This is a genomic window from Propionibacterium acidifaciens (assembly GCF_003798325.1).
In the GTDB taxonomy this organism is placed as follows: Bacteria; Actinomycetota; Actinomycetes; order Propionibacteriales; family Propionibacteriaceae; genus Propionibacterium; species Propionibacterium acidifaciens.
The window spans coordinates 2,694,965-2,712,557 of record NZ_CP033719.1; the positions used below are offsets into that span (position 1 = coordinate 2,694,965).

The window sequence follows — 17,593 nt, forward strand, 5'->3', positions numbered from 1 at the left end:
CGGGGCAACACGGGGCGGCGACGGAGCCGCGGGCGGCAGCATGGCCGCATGGCCTCACCGTTGACCCTCAATGACGACCGTCTCCTCCCGCCCGACCCCGGGACGCGCGGGATCGCGCGCCGGATCTACGCGACCACCCGCGAACTGCCGATCATCTCGCCCCACGGCCACGTCCCGCCGCGCTGGATCGCCCTCGACGAGCACTTCGGCAACCCCGCCAGGCTGCTGATCACACCCGACCACTACATCAACCGCGTCCTCCACGCGAACGGCGTGGAGCTGTCCGAGCTCGGCGTGGGCCGCGGCGAGGAGATGACCGAGGCCGACAACCGCAGGGCCTTCCGTCTGCTGTGCGAGCACTGGACCGACCTCAACGGCACCGCGATGCGCTACTGGCTGACCGACCAGCTCGTGGGCATCTTCGGCGTCCGCGTGCGCCCCGCCGCAGAGACCGCCGACGCCATCTACGACACGATCGCCGCCCGGCTCGACGAGCCGGGCTTCCGGCCCCGCCGGCTCATGGACGCCTTCCGGATCCGCTTCCTCGCCACCACCGACGACCCCTGCGACGACCTCGGGATGCACGCCGAGATCGCCGCCGACGAGGAGTTCTCCGCGAGGCACCGCGTCGTGCCGACCTTCCGCCCCGACCGCTACCTCGAGCCGGCTCGCCCGGACTGGAACGAGCTCGTCGACGCCCTCGGCGGCGCCGCCGGCGTCGACGTCGGCACCCTGGACGGCTACACGCGGGCCATGGCAGAGCGCCGCCGCTACTTCAAGGAGCACGGCGCCGTGAGCTCCGACCACTCGCACGCCGACCTGGGCACGCTCATCCTGCCCGCCGACGAGGCGGCCCGGCTCTACGATCGGGCCCGCCGCGGCCTGGCCACCGCCGACGAGGCCCTCGCCCTGCGCCGCCACCTGTTCACCGACCAGGCCCGGATGGCCTGCGAGGACGGCCTCGTGATGACCGTGCACCCGGCCGTCGCCCGCAACCACGACGCCGACGCCCTCGCCCGCTACGGCGCCGACGTCGGGGGCGACATCCCCCTCGCCCTCGAGGCGACCCGCGCACTGGGGCCGCTGCTGAACGCCTACGGCAACCACCCCGGCCTCCACCTCGTCCTCTTCACCCTCGACGAGGACGTCTACAGCCGCGAGTTCGCGCCGCTGGCCGCCTGGTACCGCAGCGTCCACCTCGGCGTGCCGTGGTGGTTCGTCGACGCGCCGGAGTCGATCATGCGCTTCAAGCGCGGCGTCACCGAGATGGCCGGCTTCAGCCGCATCAGCGGCATGGTCGACGACACCCGCGCCTTCTGCTCCATCCCGGCCCGCCACGACATGAGCCGCCGGCTGGACGCCGCGCACCTGGCCGACCTCGTCGCCACCCACCGCTTGGACGAGGACGAGGCGATCGAGCAGGCCGGGGCCCTGGTCGTCGACAACCAGGTGCGGATCTTCAAGCTGGACCGCTGAGCGCCGCCCGCGCCCCCTCGGCCGTCCCCCGACGGCGTCCCGCGGGTCCGGGGGCCGCCGCTGCCGGCGGCGCCGGGGCGGGCCGGCCCCGCGCCCGGTCAGGAGCGGGCGCCGAACTCCTGCGCGGCCAGCGCCCGCAGCGCCGCGTCCCGGCGCTCGGAGATCGTGCGGCGCACCGACTCGGACGGCCGCGTCGCATCGGTCCACTCGTCGACGCGGGCGATGAACTCGCGGGTGGCCAGCGGCGCCGGCCACAGCCAGGTGAGCACGGCGTTCGAGACGGCGTGGCCCCGCCCGGCCCAGATGCCCGACCTCGCGCCGATCAGCTCGGCCACCTCGAGGTACTTCTCGGCGTAGGGGGCGAGCAGCTCGTCCTGGCCGTACTGCATGAACTGGCGGCAGATGTGCAGGTGCGTGGCGTTCGGCACGTCCTCGACCGCCGTCGCGAGCTCCCAGGCCCGGGCCTTGGCGCCGGCGTCGGCCATCGCCGCCCGGGCGCCGGCGGCGCGCTCGGCCCCGGAGATCGTCCGGTCGGCGGCGGTCTCCGCCTCGATGCGCGCGTCGTCGACGGCGCCCATCCGGGCCAGGCTCGTGAGGATCGCCCAGCGGCGGTCCTGGTCGACGGCCAGCCCCAGCGGCAGCTCCTCGTTGGCGAGCCATCCGGCGATGAGATCGGCGCCCTGCGGGGTGCTCACCGCCGACACGAGGGCGTCGGCGAGGGCCAGCTGGTGCTCGCCGCCGGGGGACGCCTCCTTCAGCCGGGCGGCGATACCGGCCACGAGCGCCTCCCCGTTGACCTCCCGCTGGGCCGGCGCCGTGTAGGCGGTCGCCGCGATGCCGGCCCGGGACAGCGCCGTGGTGACGGCCGTCATGTCGGACTCCGCGCCCGCGCCGTCGACGACCATCGCGATGAACTCGGCCGCGGCCAGCTGCGCGTCGCGCGTCATGTCCCAGACCGTGTTCCACACGAGGGCGCGGGCCAGCGGATCGGCGATGCGGGCGACCCCTCCGAGGGCCGTGGCCAGCGACTCGTCGTCGAGGCGCACCTTGGCGTAGTCGAGGTCGCGGTCGTTGAGCAGCACGAGCGCGGGGCGCCGGCGCCCGACGAGCGCGGCGATCGGCGTGCTCGGGCCGTGCACGTCCGTCTCGGGGGAGTCGACGGCCACGAGCGCCCCGTCGGAGAACTCGTAGCAGCCGATCGCCAGGTGGTGGGTGCGCAGCGTCCCGTGCCCGTCCGGGGCGCTCTGCTCGACGGCGAAGGAGGTGATGGTCCCGTCGTCGACGGTGATCCCGCTCGACAGCGTGTTGACCCCGCTCGTGGACAGCCACTGCTCGGAGAACGACGACAGGTCCTTGCCGCCGGCACGCTCCAGCGCCTCCAGCAGGTCGGAGAGGCTCGCGTTGTCGAAGGCGTGATCGGCCAGGTACTGGCGCACCCCGGCCAGGAAGGCGTCCTCGCCGACGTAGGCGACGAGCTGCTTGAGCACCGAGGCGCCCTTGGCGTAGGTGATGCCGTCGAAGTTCTGCTCGACGGCCTCCAGGTCGACCATGTCGGCGGCGATCGGGTGCGTCGTGGGCAGCTGGTCGGCGGTGTAGGCCCAGGCCTTGCGGGCGTTGGCGAAGCTCACCCACGGGTCGGTGCCGCCGTGGCGCTGCGCGATGCGCTCCTGGCAGTGGTAGGCGCTCCACTCGGCGAAGCTCTCGTTGAGCCACAGGTCGTCCCACCAGCGCATGGTCACGAGGTCGCCGAACCACATGTGGGCCAGCTCGTGCAGGAGCGTGTTGTCGCGCGTCTCGTACGAGGCGCTCGTCACCTTCGAGCGGAACAGGTACTCGTCGCGGATCGTCACGGCGCCCGCGTTCTCCATGGCGCCGGCGTTGTACTCGGGGACGAACAGCTGGTCGTACTTGTCGAAGGCGTACGGGCGGCCGAAGTCCTGCTCGTAGACCTCGAAGCCGCGCTGGACCGTCTCGCGGATGCGCTCGGCGTCCAGGTGGGGCGCCATCGAGGCGCGGCAGACGATGTCGGCGTCCAGCGTGCCCTTGGCCGACTCGATCGTGCCGTGGTCGACGTGGTACTCGCCGGCGATGAGCGCCGTGATGTACGTGGAGATGCGCGGGGTCGGGGGGAAGTCCCAGATCATCGCGCCGATCGGGTCGGGGCCGAAGGGCTCGGGCGCGGGGGAGTTGGACCTCACCGTCCAGCCGGCCGGGGCGCGCACGACGAGCCGGAAGGTCGCCTTGAGGTCCGGCTGCTCGAAGCAGGCGTACATGCGGCGGGCGTCGGCCGTCTCGAACTGCGTGTAGAGGTAGACCCTGCCGTCGGCCGGGTCGACGAAGCGGTGCAGGCCCTCGCCGGTGCGCGAGTAGCGGCAGATCGCCGTGACGGTCAGCTCGTGCTCGCCCGCCCCCGGCTCCAGGGGAAGGCGCGAGCCCGCGAAGTCCGCCGGGTCGAGGGCCTCGCCGTCCAGGGCGGCCGAGACGACCTCATCGGCGATGAGGTCGATCCACGTGCTCGTCCCGGTGCTCGTGAAGCGCACGGTGCTCGTCGACAGGAAGGTCTCCTCGGGCTCGGGCAGCTCCACGGCCCCGACCCCGTGGCCGGTGAGGTCGACGGTGACCTCGTACGACGTCGTCGACAGCGCAGCCGAGCGGGCGGCGGCCTCGTCCCTCGTGATGTTGGCGGGGTTCATCGGATGGCTCTCCCAACTGTCGGTGCGTGGCGGCGGCACGGCCCCGGCCGCACCGCCTGCTCCCACGAAGGCTAACGCGGCGCCCCGGCTCAGGGTCCGGTCAGGGGCGGTTGTCCGCGCTCGGCATGACGTGTCGCTTGCGCGCGGGACGCCGAGGCGGTTCAGTGGTGTCCATGACCGCCACGTCGACTCCCGCCCCCCAGACCATCGGCTTCTGGTTCGACCCCCTGTGCCCGTGGGCATGGCTGGCGAGTCGCTGGATGCTCGAGGTCGAGACGGTGCGGCCCGTGCGCACCGAGTTCCACGTGATGAGCCTGTCCGTCCTCAACGAGGGCCGCGACCTCGACCCCGCCGACCAGGACGAGATGGACCGCGGCTGGATCGGCGTGCGCGCCGCCATCGGCGTCGAGCGGATCCACGGCCAGGAGGGGCTGCGCGCCTTCTACACCGAGCTCGGCACCCGCTACCACCTCAAGGGGGAGACGAAGGGCGACGCCGCCGTCGTGCGCGGCGCGCTCGAGGCCCTCGACCTCGACGCCTCGATCGCCGAGCGGGCGACCACCGACGAGTGGGACGAGGCCCTGCGCGCGAGCCACCACGCGGGCATGGACCCGGTCGGCTCCGACGTCGGCACCCCGGTGCTCCACATCAATGGCAAGGCCATGTTCGGGCCCGTCATCAGCCCCGCCCCCCGCGGCGAGGAGGCCGGCCGCCTCTTCGACGGCGTGAACCTCATGACCGCCTACGACGGCTTCTTCGAGCTCAAGCGCAGCCGCACCGTCGGCCCGATCCTCGACTGACGGCCCCGGGCGGGTGCGCGCCCGATCCCGTGAGGAGGCTGTGCACCGGCCATGGAATGGCCGTGGCACGCGCCGGGCCGGGCGAGTCTGACGCGATGAACCACATCGGTGTGTTTTCATCTGAGCGAGCCGGACGGGGGATCGACGGGGGGTTTCCTCCGCCGGGCTTGCTTGACCGATTCCTCCCACCGATGGACAGGTGACTCGAGTGAGCAGTGCGACTCTGACGTACGGGCCCGCCCGACGGGCGATCGAGCCGTTCGACGAGGCCTTCATCGAGGCCACCCACGGCTACACGGCGCGCCGGGCCATGCCGAATCCCGAGACGCGCGACGAATGGGACGCCTTCCTGGCGCAGTTGCGGGTCGACGAGGACGACTACGCGGCCCGCCGCAACACCCGCGGCCTGCAGGCGGTGCTCGACCGCATCCTCGGCTTCGGCCGGGGCGGACGCGCCCAGCGCCTCGAGGTGGACGCCGACGAGCTGCTCGCCTCCGAGCTCGTGCGGCTCGCCGCGCTGGATCCCCGCTGGGGCTTCCTGCAGATGTCCCGCACCGCGAGCGGCGTCGTCGTCCCGCAGCACATGGTCGTCGGCCCCGGCGGCGTCTTCCTCCTCAACGCCAAGAACCATCCAGGCGCCAAGCTCTTCGTCGAGGGCGACGTCTTCCGCGTCAACGGCCAGGACCGCCCCTACATCTCGACGAGCCGCCAGAACGCCTCGCGCGCCATGGACCTCATGAGCCGCGACTCGGGCATCGACTTGGGCGTCACCGGCGTCCTCGTCCCGGTCAAGGACCGCCGCCTCGTCATCCAGCAGGCCCCCGACGACGTCGCCGTCATCGAGCGCAACGGCCTCGCCGAGTGGCTGCTCAACAAGCCCGAGGAGCTGTCCGAGCACCGGGTCATCACCAGCTACACGATCGTCAGCGAGGTCACCGGCTGGGGCGTCCTCGGCGACCGCTGAGCGCCCGGGCCGGAGCCGGTGGGCATGATTGTCCCCATGGACACCGACGAAGAGCCCGACGCCGTTCCCGCCGACGGCACCGTCCCCGCCCCGGCCCAGGCCGGCCCCGCCCGTCAGCGCCGGCACGCCGAGCTCGTCGGCCTCATCGACGACGCCCAGCAGGCCTACTACGGCCGCGACGCCCCCGTGCTCACCGATGCCGCCTACGACGCGATGATGGTCGAGCTCGAGCGCCTCGAGAACGAGTTCCCCGAACTGCGCACGCCCGACAGCCCCACCCAGCGCGTCGGCGCCCCCCATGAGGTCACCGACTTCGCCCCCGTCGAGCATCCCCAGCAGATGCTCAGCCTCGACGACGTCTTCAGCGTCGACGAGCTGCGCGAGTGGATGGCGCGTACCGTCGAGGCCCTCGGCGCTGAGCCCGTCTGGCTGTGCGAGGTGAAGATCGACGGCCTGGCCGTCGACCTCCAGTACGTCGACGGCGCGCTCGCCACGGCCGCCACCCGCGGCGACGGGCGCGTCGGTGAGGACATCACGCCGAACGCCCGCACCATCGAGGCGATCCCGCGCCGCCTCGACGCCTCCGCGCCGGCGCCCCCGCCGGCCCTCCTCGAGGCCCGCGGCGAGGTCTTCTTCCCGGTCGAGGACTTCACCGCCCTCAACGCCGAACTGGAGCGGGCCGGCAAGCAGGTCTTCGCCAACCCGCGCAACGCAGCCGCCGGCTCGCTGCGTCAGAAGGACCCCTCGGTCACCGCCCGCCGCCCGCTCTCGATGATCTGCCACGGCGTCGGCGCCCACACCGGGCTCGACGTCGATCGCCAGAGCCGGGTCTACGAGGCCTTCCGGGCCTGGGGGCTGCCGGTGAGCCCCTACTACGAGTGCGTCGCCGGCACCGACGCGGTGCTCGAGTTCATCGCCCACTTCGGCGAGCACCGCCACGACCTGCTCCACGAGATCGACGGCGTCGTCGTCAAGGTCGACGACCTTGCCGCCCAGGCCCGGCTCGGGGCCACGAGCCGGGCCCCCCGCTGGGCGATCGCCTACAAGTACCCGCCCGAGGAGGTCAACACCCGGCTGCGCGACATCCGCGTCAACGTCGGGCGCACCGGCCGCGTCACGCCCTACGGCGTCATGGACCCGGTGCGCGTCGCCGGGTCGACGGTGGCCATGGCCACCCTGCACAACGCCTTCGAGGTGCGCCGCAAGGGCGTGCTCATCGGCGACATGGTCGTCCTGCGCAAGGCCGGCGACGTCATCCCCGAGATCGTCGGGCCCGTCGTCGAGCTGCGCACCGGCGCCGAGACCGAGTTCGTCATGCCGACGCACTGCCCCGAGTGCGGCGTCGAGCTGCGCCCCGAGCAGGAGTCCGACAAGGACATCCGCTGCCCCAATCAACGGTCCTGCCCGGCCCAGCTGCGCGAGCGCCTCAGCGCGGCCGCCTCTCGCAATGCCCTCGACATCGAGGGGCTGGGCGACGAGGGCGCCGCAGCCCTCCTCGCGGCCGGGGTGCTCGACGACGAGTCCCGCCTGTTCGACCTCACCGCCGACGACCTGGTGCGGGTCGAGGTCTTCACCCGCGCTGCGACGCGCAAGGAGCTGACCGGCGAGAGGGCCGCCCCGGCCCCCGGCGTCGTCGACGGGAGGGTGCTGTCGGCCGTCGGCGTCAAGCTCCTCGCCAACCTCGAGGCCGCCAAGGGGCAGCCGCTGTGGCGGGTGCTCGTGGCCCTGTCCATCCGCCACGTCGGGCCCGCCGCCGCCCGCGCGCTGGCCGCCCGCTTCGGCTCGATGGCGGCCATCCGCGCCGCGAGCGCCGAGGAGCTGGCCGACACCGAGGGCGTCGGCGCGGTCATCGCCGCCTCACTGCGCGCCTGGTTCGAGGTCGACTGGCACCGGCGGATCGTCGAGGCCTGGGCAGCCGCCGGCGTGCGCATGGCCGACGAGGAGCCCGGCCGGCCCGTCGACGACCGGACGCTCTCCGGGCTCACCGTCGTCGTCACCGGCACGCTCGAGGGCTTCACCCGCGAGGGGGCCAAGGAGGCGATCGTCGCCCGCGGCGGCCGGGCCGCCGGCTCGGTCAGCAGGAGGACCGACTTCGTCGTCGTCGGCGCCGGCGCCGGGTCGAAGGCCGCCAGGGCCGCCGAGCTGGGCCGGCCCGTCCTCGACGAGGCGGGCTTCCGCACGCTGCTCGAGAAGGGGCCGGCGGGGCTGGCGGGGAAGGGGCCGTCGGCTCAGAAGTAGGTGATGTTGTACGGGGCCCGGTCGGTGGCGAACAGGACGCGCAGCGCCGCGACCCGCTCCGGGTCGCCCTCGATGAGACCGGCGGCGGCCATCGCCACCGGATCGGCCAGCCCGAGGTAGAGGCTGCCCAGCGTCGCGATGCCCAGGCTCACCTCGGGCCGGGCCCCGGTCGGGGCCGCCTCGGCGCCCTCGGGCGAGACGTCGAGCGCGAAGACGCCCCCGCTGAGGCCGAGCGGATCGCGCACCTCCATCGTGAGACGCCCGCAGCCGTCCCAGCCGCGCGCCCTCAGGGCCCCGGGCACGTCGAGGATGCGCAGCCACGTGAGGTCCTCGCGGCTCGTCCGGGCCAGCCGCCGCGGGTCGTCCAGCGCCCACGGCAGCGGCGAGTTCGGGTTCAGGTGGGGCGCGCTCACCGAGCGCGCCAGGTCGATGGACGCCAGGTAGCGCCACAGGGCCAGCTCGGCGCTCTCGTGCGCGGCGATCATCTCGACCACCTCGACGTCGAGGGCGTAGTCGCCGTGCCCGCCGGCGGGACCCCGCCGGAGCGTGAAGGTGACGACGCCGTCGGGCGCGCCCCGCCCGTCCCAGTGCGCCGCGGCGTGGACGCCCTCGATGCTGCCGGTGGTCAGCGCCGACCAGACGCCGGTGGCGTGGTCGTTGCACCAGGCCGGACGTGAGTGCGAGCCCCGCGAGGCGGCGTGGAAGAGGGCGAAGACCCGGTCCATGACCTCCGGCGCCGCGTCGAGGTCGAGCTCGTGCACGGCGCCGGGCCGTGCCGGCGCGCGCAGCCCGTGGCCGGGGCCCGTGCGCAGGGTGGCGCCGACCGTCTCGGTCGCCGGCCCGAAGCCGAACCGCCGGTAGATGGTCGCCTCGGTTGCGGTGAGCGCCGCCAGGGTCAGGCCCCGCCCGGCCGCCTCGGTGAGGTCGGCGCGCATGAGGGCGGTGAGCAGGCCGTTGCGGCGCGCGCTCGGGCGCACCGTCACGTCGGTGATGAGATCGGCTCGCTCCAAGTGCCCGCGGCCGGTGTTGATCGTCCCGTCGAAGCTCGCGAAGGTGGCGTAGGGGGTGCGGCGCGCCACGCCGGGCTCGGGCCCGGTGGGCCATGCGCCGCGCAGTCGGGCCCCGTCGGCGCACAGGCCCCGCCACCAGCGCCGCGCGCCGTCCTCGTCGACGGGCGGATTGCCGAAGGCCCGGCTCATGACGTGCTCCCAGCGCCGGGCGTCGTCGGTCAGCGCGCCGGTCGCCGCCATGGTCTCGATGGTGCAGTCGATCACCCGGACAGGGTACCGGCCCCGGCTCGGACGGGCGCTCAGCCCCAGAGCAGCCAGGCCAGCGTCGTGTCGTCGGGCCCGGCCGCGCACAGCCAGGCGCGGGTCGCGCCGACCAGTTCCGGCAGCGGCCAGGGCATCCGCGCGCCGATGTCCCAGCCCGCGGGCGCCAGGCCCAGGGCCGCGCAGCACAGGGCGGCGTCGGCGGCGCGCCCGGGGTCCAGCGACCAGGGAAGGCCGCTGTGCAGGCGGGGGAGCACCTGCCACAGCTGCGGCGGGGCGTCCGGCTCGCGGGCCGCGGCCGCCGAGAGCATCCGGCAGAGATCGTCGTCGCGGTCCAGCGGAGGGGGAGGCGCCGCGACGCCGGCACGGGCCAGCGCCGGGGCGGCCCCCAGCCAGGCCAGCAGCGGGCCGGGCGCGGGCGGCAGCGCGGAGAGCCGCTCGGCCACCGCGCCGAGCCGGTCCGGGTCGGACCCTGCGGCGGCCAGCAGGGGGACGATTCCGAGCGCCTCGGCGGGGGAGCCGGGCCGGTCCAGCCGCTCGTCGGCCCACGCCCGGAGGAAGCCGACGGCCCGGTCGTGGTGGAGCCCGTGACGGGCGTCGGCCCATGCGACGATCATCGCCTGCGCGGCGCCGGCCGTGCGCGCCTCGGAGCCGACGAGCCGGCGCGCCCGGCGCGTCGCGGTCGCGTCGACCGACCGCGCCCAGGCGAGCCGCAGCCGGGCGTCGACCCCGGGCCCGGCGACGGTGAAGCGGTGCACCCCGGGCGCGGCCTCGAGGAGGCTGCCCTCCTCGTCGGCCGAGATCGTGCCGGGCCCGCTCACCGCGGCGTCGGGCAGCCCGATCCGCACCGGCTCGCCCTCGGCCACGTCGAGCCGGTGGGGCAGCCAGGCGGGCAGGGCGGCCAGCGCGCCGGCGCGGTGCGGGTGCACGTCGATCGTCCAGGCGCTCACCCAGGACCGGCCGGCGGCCAGCTCGAGGCCCGCCGGCGTCAGCGCCAGGCCGGGGCCCGCCGCGCGGACCTGCCCGCGCGTCTGGACGGCCGCGACGACGAGCCCGTCGGAGGGGCGCTCGTCCAGCAGGGCGAGGCCGGTGCCCCCGCCCGGCCAGGCCGGGCAGGCGAAGGCGCCGCGCCAGCCGACGACCGGCCCCTCCACCGCGGCGTCGGCGCCGCGGGCGGTGATCGTGAGGCGGGCGCTGAGCGTCTGGTCGGCCGTCAGACGGAGCCGTGCGTCGGCGTCCGGCGAGCTCCAGCGCCAGGTCGCCTCGTCGGCGTCCACGACGAGCCCTCCGGGGCGCCATGGCGGGCCCATCGTGAGGGTCGCCGTGCCGACGGGGCGGTCCTGCTCGCGATCCGTGACGCGCACCCGGGCGGTCGTGCAGTCCAGACGCAGGTGCTCCCAGTCCAGCGCCCCCGCCGCCGTTCCCGGTGCTCTCGTCGCGTTCATCACCTCACCCTATGCGCGGCGCCCCCGCGCGAGCGGCGTCGCACGAAGTAGACGATGGACACGAAGTAGACGATGAACGAGTCGGCGGTGACGCCCGCGCTTCCCGCGCGAGCGGCGTCGCGGGGCGGGACGGGGAGCGCGGTGCCCCCAGGGCCCGTGGACCCGCGCCGAGGTGGGCGCCGGCCCGCGCCGGGACGGCCCGTGGGCCCCGTCGGCGCCCGGGCCCGGGCGGCGTCGTGCGGTAGTCTTCTGCTGTGCGCGCACCGGGGGCGCGACCGCGCGCCCGCCGGACGAGGAGCACCGCGACGGGGCACGGAGCGCACCGGCACGGGTGCGGCCGCGGGGTGCGGCGCAGACGGGGTGTGGCGCAGTTGGCAGCGCGCCTGCTTTGGGAGCAGGAAGTCGCCGGTTCGAGTCCGGTCACCCCGACGGGGCCGTCGGGCCCGCCCCGGGCGGCGGATCCCCGGCGCGTCGAGCCGGGCCGGCGCCGACGGGTGCCCGGCGGTCTGCGCCCGCACCCGGTTCGAGCCGTTGCCCCGCGCCGTTCGGGTCGTGCCCCGTGTCGTCGTGCCCGTGCTGTTGTCCCGTGCGGTCCGGGCCCTGCCCGGGCCGCGGGAGGGTCGGCGCCTCGGAGGATGCGGCGCGCGTCGCCGCAGGCCGGGACGCGTCGGCTACGATAGACCCGTCGGCTCGGACTCGGCCGGGTCGACGACCGGCCCCACGGGGCCACGCGAACGTAGCTCAATGGCAGAGCCCCAGTCCTCCAAACTGGCTACGCGGGTTCGATTCCCGTCGTTCGCTCGTACACGGCCCGCCCGGCCGCGCCCTCCACGGGCGGCTGACCTGCACGCACAACGGATCCGGGCGCGGCGCCCCGCGGCGCATCCGTCGCGATCCCCGTCCCCGAGCGGATTCTTGGTGCTCATCGCCCCTCTGGCTAAGATTGGCGGGCGTCCGTGCGCACGCCCACGAGCATGTCCGCGCCATGGCGCGCACATACGTCCCATGTATCAGGAGTCCCCAGTGCCGAGCACCGTCGAGCAATTGAACCCGACCCGGGTGAAGCTCACCATCGAACTGCCCTTCGCCGATCTCCAGCCGAGGATCGACGAGGCCTACAGGCAGATCGCCCAGCAGATCAACCTGCCCGGCTTCCGCCGCGGCAAGGTGCCGCCGCGCCTGATCGATCAGCGCTTCGGCCGCGGCACGGTGCTCCAGGAGGCCGTCAACAACGCCATTCCCGACGCCTACTCGGCCGCCGTCGCCGAGCACGAGATCGCCCCGCTGGGCAACCCGCAGATCGAGCTGACCAGGCTCGACGACGGTGATGTCGCGGAGATCACCGCCGAGGTCGACGTGCGTCCCGAGTTCGACATGCCCGACTTCGCGACGGTCTCGGTCGAGATCGAGCCCGTCGAGGTCACCGACGCCGACGTCGACGAGCGCGTCGAGCTGCTGCGTCAGCGCTTCGGCACCCTCAAGGTCGTCGACCGGGCCGCCGCCGACGGCGACGTCGTCCTCATCGACCTGTCCGCGACCCGCGACGGCGAGGCCATCGCTGACGCCGAGACGAAGGGCATGCAGTACCGCATCGGCGCCGGCGGCATGGTCGAGGGCCTCGACGAGGCCCTCGTCGGCCTGTCCGCCGGCGAGAGCAGGACCTTCTCCTCGAGGCTCGTCGGAGGTCCCCACCGCGACGAGGACGCCGATGTCACGGTGACCGTGACGAAGGTCAACGAGCAGGAGCTGCCCGAGCTCGACGACGACTTCGCCCAGCTCGTCTCCGAGTTCGACACCGTCGACGAGATGGTCGCCGACGTCCGCGAGAACCTCGTGCGCCTCGCCCGTCTCGACCAGGCCAGCACGGCCCGCGACAAGGTTCTCGAGGCCGTCATCGGCGGGCTCGACTTCGAGCTTCCGCCCGCCGTCCTCGAGAACGACGTCAAGGCCTACCACGAGCAGATCGAGGGCCAGCTCAACGCCGCCGGCCTGACCGTCGAGCAGTACCTCGCCGACGCCGAGGACGAGGACGCGGAGAACGCCGAGGAGTTCTGGAGGCAGATCGACGAGCGCGCCGAGCAGGGCCTGCGCGCCCAGATCGTCCTCGACAGGCTCGCCGAGGACCGCCAGATCGGCGTCTCCCAGGAGGAGTTCACCCAGCTGCTCTTCCAGAAGGCGCAGCAGAACGGCACGTCTCCCGAGCAGGAGATCAAGCACATGACCGAGCACAACCACATGCCGGAGTGGATGGCCGAGGTCCGTCGCGGCAAGGCCCTCGGCATGATCGTCGACGAGGCCTCCATCACCGACACCAACGGTGAGAAGGTCGAGATCTCCCGCCTGCAGAACGACGGAACCCTCGCCGACGAGGAGGAGACCGACGAGGACGCCGGCGCAGGCGACGGGGATGCCACCGAGGAGGCGGCCGTCCCGGCGGACGCCGGGAAGGACGGCGACGCCGGGGACGAGGCCTGATCGGCCCGTCCTCGGGGCCACGAGTTCCGAACGCACGGGGCGCCGGCGCCCCGTGCGTTGTGCCGTCCGTGCGTTGTGCCGTCCGTGCGTTGTGCCGCTCCGGCCCGGCGCCGGTGACGGCCCGCCTCCACGGGGCCCGGCCCGGGTCCCCGGCGTGGACCGCCCGGCCGGGACGCCGCGGCGTTGCTAGGCTGAGCGCTCGTCCGATGAGGGGGAGCATGCGATGAACGACACGGATGGCGTCACCGGGGCGCGGACCCCGGCGGGCGGGCTGCCGAGGCCCCTGCAGATCGCGCTGGGCGTCGTCCTCGTGCTCGCCGCGCTCATGCTGCTGAGGAGCTACTCGGGCATCTTCGGCCCGGTCTTCCTGGCGCTCAACCTCATGGTGACGGTCTACCCGTTCCACACCTGGCTCGTGCGCAGGGGCTGCCCCTCGGCCCTGTCGGCCATCATCGTCGCACTCGTGGTCTTCGTCCTGCTCCTCCTGATGCTGGCGGGCTTCATCTGGGCGGTCAACGAGATCATCGGCATGATCCCGCAGTACACCGGTCAGTTCGTCGCCCTGTACGACCGGCTCATCTCCTTCGCCTCGGACCTGGGCCTGGACCACGCCTCGCTCACGGGGGCGCTGGGCAAGATCGACCCGAACTCCCTGCTCAACGCGGCCACCTCGCTCCTGTCCGCCTCGACCGGCTTCCTCGGCGGCCTGTCCGTCCTCGTGTGCGCCCTCGTCTTCATGGCCATGGACACCGCCGGCTTCGCCCAGCGCCTGGCGATCGCCGCCTCGACCCACTCGCGGATCGTCGCGGGCTTCCGCTCCTTCAGCCAGGGCGTCCGGTCCTACTGGATCGTCACCACCGTGTTCGGCCTCATCGTGGCCGTGCTCGACGTCGTCCTCCTCCAGGTCATGGGCGTGCCCGGCGTCATCATCTGGGGGCTGCTGAGCTTCCTCACCAACTACATCCCGAACGTCGGCTTCATCGTCGGCCTCGTCCCGCCCGCCCTCGTCGCGCTCGTCTCCCTCGGATGGAAGCAGGCGCTCGTCGTCGTCGCCGCCTACTGCGTGGTCAACTTCGTCCTCCAGACGATCATCCAGCCGCGCTTCGCCGGCGACGCCGTCGGCGTGACCCCCACCGTCTCGTTCGTCTCCCTGCTCGTGTGGGGCGCCGTGCTCGGCGCCCTCGGCACCCTGCTGGCGCTGCCGATGACCCTGCTCGTCAAGGCGCTCGTCGTCGACGCCGACCCCAGCGCCCGCTGGATCAACGCGCTCATCGCCTCGGACCCGCACGACGCCGACGGGGCCGTCCGGCAGCGCTCCTGACCCCCGGTGACCCCCGGCTGGCCGAGGACCCCGGAGTTGAGCCGGATCGGCTCAATCCTTCCGGCCGGCAGTGAAAAACATGCGAGTCCCGCTCCGGTTTGCCGGTGCCCCCAGGTAGGTTCGACGATGTGAATGACATGGTCAAGAACCCCGTGCTGCCCGCGATGGCCGCCGGTACCGGCGGCGTCGGCCTGACCGACAACGTGTATCAGTCCCTGCTGGCCAACCGCATCGTCTTCCTCGGCTCCGAGGTGAAGGACGAGAACTCCAACGCGATCTGCGCGCAGATGCTGCTGCTCAACGCCGAGGACCCCCACAAGGACATCTACCTCTACATCAACTCGCCCGGCGGTTCGATCGACTCCGGCATGGCGATCTACGACACCATGCAGTGGATCAGCAACGACGTGGCCACGGTCGCCCTCGGGCTGGCCGCCTCGATGAGCCAGTTCCTGCTGTCCGGCGGCACGCCGGGCAAGCGCTACGCGCTGCCGCACGCCCGCATCCTCATGCACCAGCCCTCGGGCGGCATCGGCGGCACGGCCTCCGACATCAAGATCCAGGCGGAGCAGTCCATCCACCTCAAGCACGAGATGGCCGGGCTCATCGCCCGGCACACCGGGCAGACCGTCGAGCAGATCACCAAGGACTCCGACCGCGACCGGTGGTTCACCGCGACCGAGGCCCTGGAGTACGGCTTCATCGATCACGTCTACGATCGCGCGTCGAAGATCTCCATGAGCGACGCGCCGAACCAGTGAGGACTCCCATGACTGACGACTTCAGCGCGGCGATGCCCCCGGCCCCCGGCGGCGTGGTCGTCCCGCCCAGCGCCGAGTACTACATCCCCCAGTGGGAGGAGCGCACCAGCTACGGCGTGCGCCGGGTCGACCCCTACACCAAGCTGTTCGAGGACCGCATCATCTTCCTCGGCACGCCGATCACCGACGACATCGCCAATGCGGTCATGGCCCAGCTGCTGTGCCTGCAGTCGATGGACGCCGACCGCCCGATCTCGATCTACATCAACTCGCCCGGCGGCTCGTTCACCGCGCTGACCGCCATCTACGACACGATGCGCTACATCAAGCCCGCCGTGCAGACCATCTGCCTCGGCCAGGCCGCCTCGGCGTCCGCCGTGCTGCTGGCGGCCGGCACGAAGGGCCAGCGCCTGGCGCTGCCGAACAGCCGCATCCTGATCCACCAGCCGTCCATGGGCGGCGAGGGCAGCTACGGTCAGTCCAGCGACCTGGAGATCCAGGCCAACGAGATCCTGCGCATCCGCGAGCTCATGGAGACGATGCTCGCCGACGCCACGGGCCAGCCCAAGGAGAAGATCAGCCTCGACGTCGAGCGGGACAAGTTCCTCACCGCCGAGGAGGCCGTCGAGTACGGCCTCGTCGACGACATCCTCACCTCGCTGAAGGACTGACGAGGCCGGATGACCGGGGTGAGGGCCGCGGTCCTGTCCGCATTCCGGTCGCGGGGCGCCCGCCCGGCGGACCGGGCTCCGATGGACCGTGTCGAGTCCGTCGGGCGGGGGCGTGCTTGAATGGACCCGACGGGGCTGACCGGCCCGGCCCGATGCGCGGGGGCGCGTGGGCGTCGTGCAGCAAGGAGGTGGCCATGCCGCGCATTGGGGAGAGCAGCGATCTGTTCAAGTGTTCGTTCTGCGGCAAGAGCCAGAAGCAGGTCAAGAAGCTCATCGCCGGGCCGGGGGTCTACATCTGCGACGAGTGCATCGACCTGTGCAACGAGATCATCGAGGAGGAGTTCTCCCAGAGCGAGGAGACCGAGGCCCCCTCGAAACTGCCCAAACCGGTCGAGATCCGCGAATTCCTCGACCAGTACATCATCGGCCAGGACGACGCCAAGAAGGCGCTCGCGGTGGCCGTCTACAACCACTACAAGCGCCTCAACGCCGGCACGGGCGTCGAGGGCGCCAAGCACGCCGCCTCCGAGGACGTCGAGCTCGGCAAGTCGAACATCCTGCTCATCGGGCCCACCGGCTGCGGCAAGACCTATCTGGCGCAGACCCTCGCCCGCATGCTCAACGTGCCTTTCGCCATGGCCGACGCCACGGCCCTCACCGAGGCCGGCTACGTGGGCGAGGACGTCGAGAACATCCTGCTCAAGCTCATCCAGGCCGCCGACTTCGACGTGAAGAAGGCCGAGACGGGCATCATCTACATCGACGAGATCGACAAGGTGGCGCGCAAGTCCGAGAACCCCTCGATCACCCGGGACGTCTCGGGCGAGGGCGTCCAGCAGGCGCTGCTGAAGATCCTCGAGGGCACCGTCGCCTCGGTCCCGCCCCAGGGCGGGCGCAAGCACCCGCACCAGGAGTTCATCCAGATCGACACCACCAACGTGCTGTTCATCGTGGGCGGCGCCTTCGCCGGGCTCGAGGACATCATCGCCGAGCGCGTCGGCAGGCGGTCGGTCGGCTTCACCAATGACGACGTGAAGCGCCGCCCGAGCGGCGTCGACCCCTTCACCGGCGTGCGGCCCGAGGACCTGCACGCCTTCGGGCTGATCCCCGAGTTTATCGGCCGGCTGCCGGTCGTCGCCACGGTGCCCCGGCTCGACGAGACGGCTCTGCGCCGCATCCTCACCGAGCCGCGCAACGCCCTCGTCAAGCAGTTCACCAAGCTCTTCGAGCTCGACGGGGTCTGCCTGGAGTTCGCGCCGGACGCCATCGCCGCCGTGGCCGAGAAGGCCATCGAGCGGGGCACCGGGGCGCGCGGGCTGCGCGCCATCCTCGAGGAGACCCTCGGCGACGTCATGTTCGAGGTGCCCAGTCGCGACGACATCGCCCAGGTCGTCATCACCGGCGACGCGGTGCGCGGCGAGGCGCCGCCGCGGCTCGTCACGCGGGCCCGGGCCGGCGAGCCGGCGGCCTGACCGGCC

12 protein-coding genes and 2 tRNA genes are annotated in these 17,593 nt (G+C 73.0%); 11 read left to right on the forward strand and 3 right to left on the reverse strand.

Features of this window, described 5'->3' with window-relative positions; all coding sequences use genetic code 11:
- The first annotated feature begins 48 nt into the window (after window positions 1-48).
- On the forward strand, window positions 49-1,476 hold the full coding sequence (gene uxaC, locus EGX94_RS11525) for a glucuronate isomerase (protein WP_021798373.1): 1,428 nt from the start codon (window positions 49-51) through the stop codon (window positions 1,474-1,476).
- A gap of 98 nt (window positions 1,477-1,574) precedes the next feature.
- Here the strand turns inward: uxaC and pepN are convergent, their stop codons facing one another.
- On the reverse strand, window positions 1,575-4,169 hold the full coding sequence (gene pepN / locus EGX94_RS11530) for an aminopeptidase N (protein ID WP_028706563.1): 2,595 nt from the start codon (window positions 4,167-4,169) through the stop codon (window positions 1,575-1,577).
- A gap of 173 nt (window positions 4,170-4,342) precedes the next feature.
- On the opposite strand from pepN, the gene EGX94_RS11535 reads away from it, so the two are divergent.
- The 3 genes from EGX94_RS11535 (at window position 4,343) to ligA (ending at window position 8,171) form a co-directional block, all read left to right on the forward strand.
- On the forward strand, window positions 4,343-4,969 hold the full coding sequence (locus EGX94_RS11535) for a mycothiol-dependent nitroreductase Rv2466c family protein (RefSeq protein ID WP_028706562.1): 627 nt from the start codon (window positions 4,343-4,345) through the stop codon (window positions 4,967-4,969).
- Window positions 4,970-5,177: 208 nt separating this feature from the next.
- A complete protein-coding gene (locus tag EGX94_RS11540) occupies window positions 5,178-5,933 on the forward strand; it encodes a hypothetical protein (protein ID WP_021798767.1) in 756 nt (251 codons plus the stop codon).
- A 36-nt stretch (window positions 5,934-5,969) separates the two neighbouring features.
- On the forward strand, window positions 5,970-8,171 hold the full coding sequence (gene ligA, locus EGX94_RS11545; RefSeq protein ID WP_021798771.1) for an NAD-dependent DNA ligase LigA: 2,202 nt from the start codon (window positions 5,970-5,972) through the stop codon (window positions 8,169-8,171).
- Here ligA and EGX94_RS11550 read toward each other — a convergent pair.
- Both EGX94_RS11550 and EGX94_RS11555 read right to left on the reverse strand, forming a co-directional pair.
- Window positions 8,162-9,445: a GNAT family N-acetyltransferase gene (locus EGX94_RS11550; protein ID WP_123826345.1), complete on the reverse strand. Its 1,284-nt coding sequence runs from the start codon at window positions 9,443-9,445 to the stop codon at window positions 8,162-8,164. The genes ligA and EGX94_RS11550 overlap by 10 nt on opposite strands.
- A 35-nt stretch (window positions 9,446-9,480) precedes the next feature.
- Window positions 9,481-10,887, reverse strand: coding sequence for a hypothetical protein (locus tag EGX94_RS11555; protein ID WP_123826347.1), 1,407 nt, complete (start codon window positions 10,885-10,887; stop codon window positions 9,481-9,483).
- A 356-nt stretch (window positions 10,888-11,243) separates the two neighbouring features.
- Between EGX94_RS11555 and EGX94_RS11560 the strand changes: the two genes are divergently transcribed.
- The 7 genes from EGX94_RS11560 (at window position 11,244) to clpX (ending at window position 17,587) form a co-directional block, all read left to right on the forward strand.
- Window positions 11,244-11,316, forward strand: a tRNA-Pro gene (locus EGX94_RS11560).
- A 301-nt stretch (window positions 11,317-11,617) separates the two neighbouring features.
- Window positions 11,618-11,688: transfer RNA gene (locus tag EGX94_RS11565), tRNA-Gly, on the forward strand.
- 222 nt (window positions 11,689-11,910) lie between these two features.
- Window positions 11,911-13,362: a trigger factor gene (tig, locus tag EGX94_RS11570; RefSeq protein WP_021797203.1), complete on the forward strand. Its 1,452-nt coding sequence runs from the start codon at window positions 11,911-11,913 to the stop codon at window positions 13,360-13,362.
- 223 nt (window positions 13,363-13,585) lie between these two features.
- Complete coding sequence (locus tag EGX94_RS11575) at window positions 13,586-14,683, forward strand: AI-2E family transporter (protein ID WP_021797201.1); 1,098 nt, start codon at window positions 13,586-13,588, stop codon at window positions 14,681-14,683.
- Between the two features lie 155 nt (window positions 14,684-14,838).
- The gene (locus EGX94_RS11580; protein WP_028706560.1) at window positions 14,839-15,444 is read left to right on the forward strand and encodes a ClpP family protease; all 606 of its coding nucleotides are present in this window, start codon (window positions 14,839-14,841) and stop codon (window positions 15,442-15,444) included.
- Between the two features lie 8 nt (window positions 15,445-15,452).
- Window positions 15,453-16,115, forward strand: a complete 663-nt coding sequence (locus EGX94_RS11585) for an ATP-dependent Clp protease proteolytic subunit (RefSeq protein WP_021797202.1) — start codon at window positions 15,453-15,455, stop codon at window positions 16,113-16,115.
- Between the two features lie 194 nt (window positions 16,116-16,309).
- A complete protein-coding gene (clpX, locus tag EGX94_RS11590; protein WP_028706559.1) occupies window positions 16,310-17,587 on the forward strand; it encodes an ATP-dependent Clp protease ATP-binding subunit ClpX in 1,278 nt (425 codons plus the stop codon).
- The last annotated feature ends 6 nt before the right edge of the window (window positions 17,588-17,593 follow it).

Coding starts and splice junctions, on each gene's coding strand:
- uxaC (WP_021798373.1), top strand. CDS start 49: ATGGCCTCACCGTTGACCCTCAATGACGACCGTCTCCTCCCGCCCGAC.
- pepN (WP_028706563.1), bottom strand. CDS start 4,169: ATGAACCCCGCCAACATCACGAGGGACGAGGCCGCCGCCCGCTCGGCT.
- EGX94_RS11535 (WP_028706562.1), top strand. CDS start 4,343: ATGACCGCCACGTCGACTCCCGCCCCCCAGACCATCGGCTTCTGGTTC.
- ligA (WP_021798771.1), top strand. CDS start 5,970: ATGGACACCGACGAAGAGCCCGACGCCGTTCCCGCCGACGGCACCGTC.
- EGX94_RS11555 (WP_123826347.1), bottom strand. CDS start 10,887: ATGAACGCGACGAGAGCACCGGGAACGGCGGCGGGGGCGCTGGACTGG.
- EGX94_RS11575 (WP_021797201.1), top strand. CDS start 13,586: ATGAACGACACGGATGGCGTCACCGGGGCGCGGACCCCGGCGGGCGGG.
- EGX94_RS11585 (WP_021797202.1), top strand. CDS start 15,453: ATGACTGACGACTTCAGCGCGGCGATGCCCCCGGCCCCCGGCGGCGTG.
- clpX (WP_028706559.1), top strand. CDS start 16,310: ATGCCGCGCATTGGGGAGAGCAGCGATCTGTTCAAGTGTTCGTTCTGC.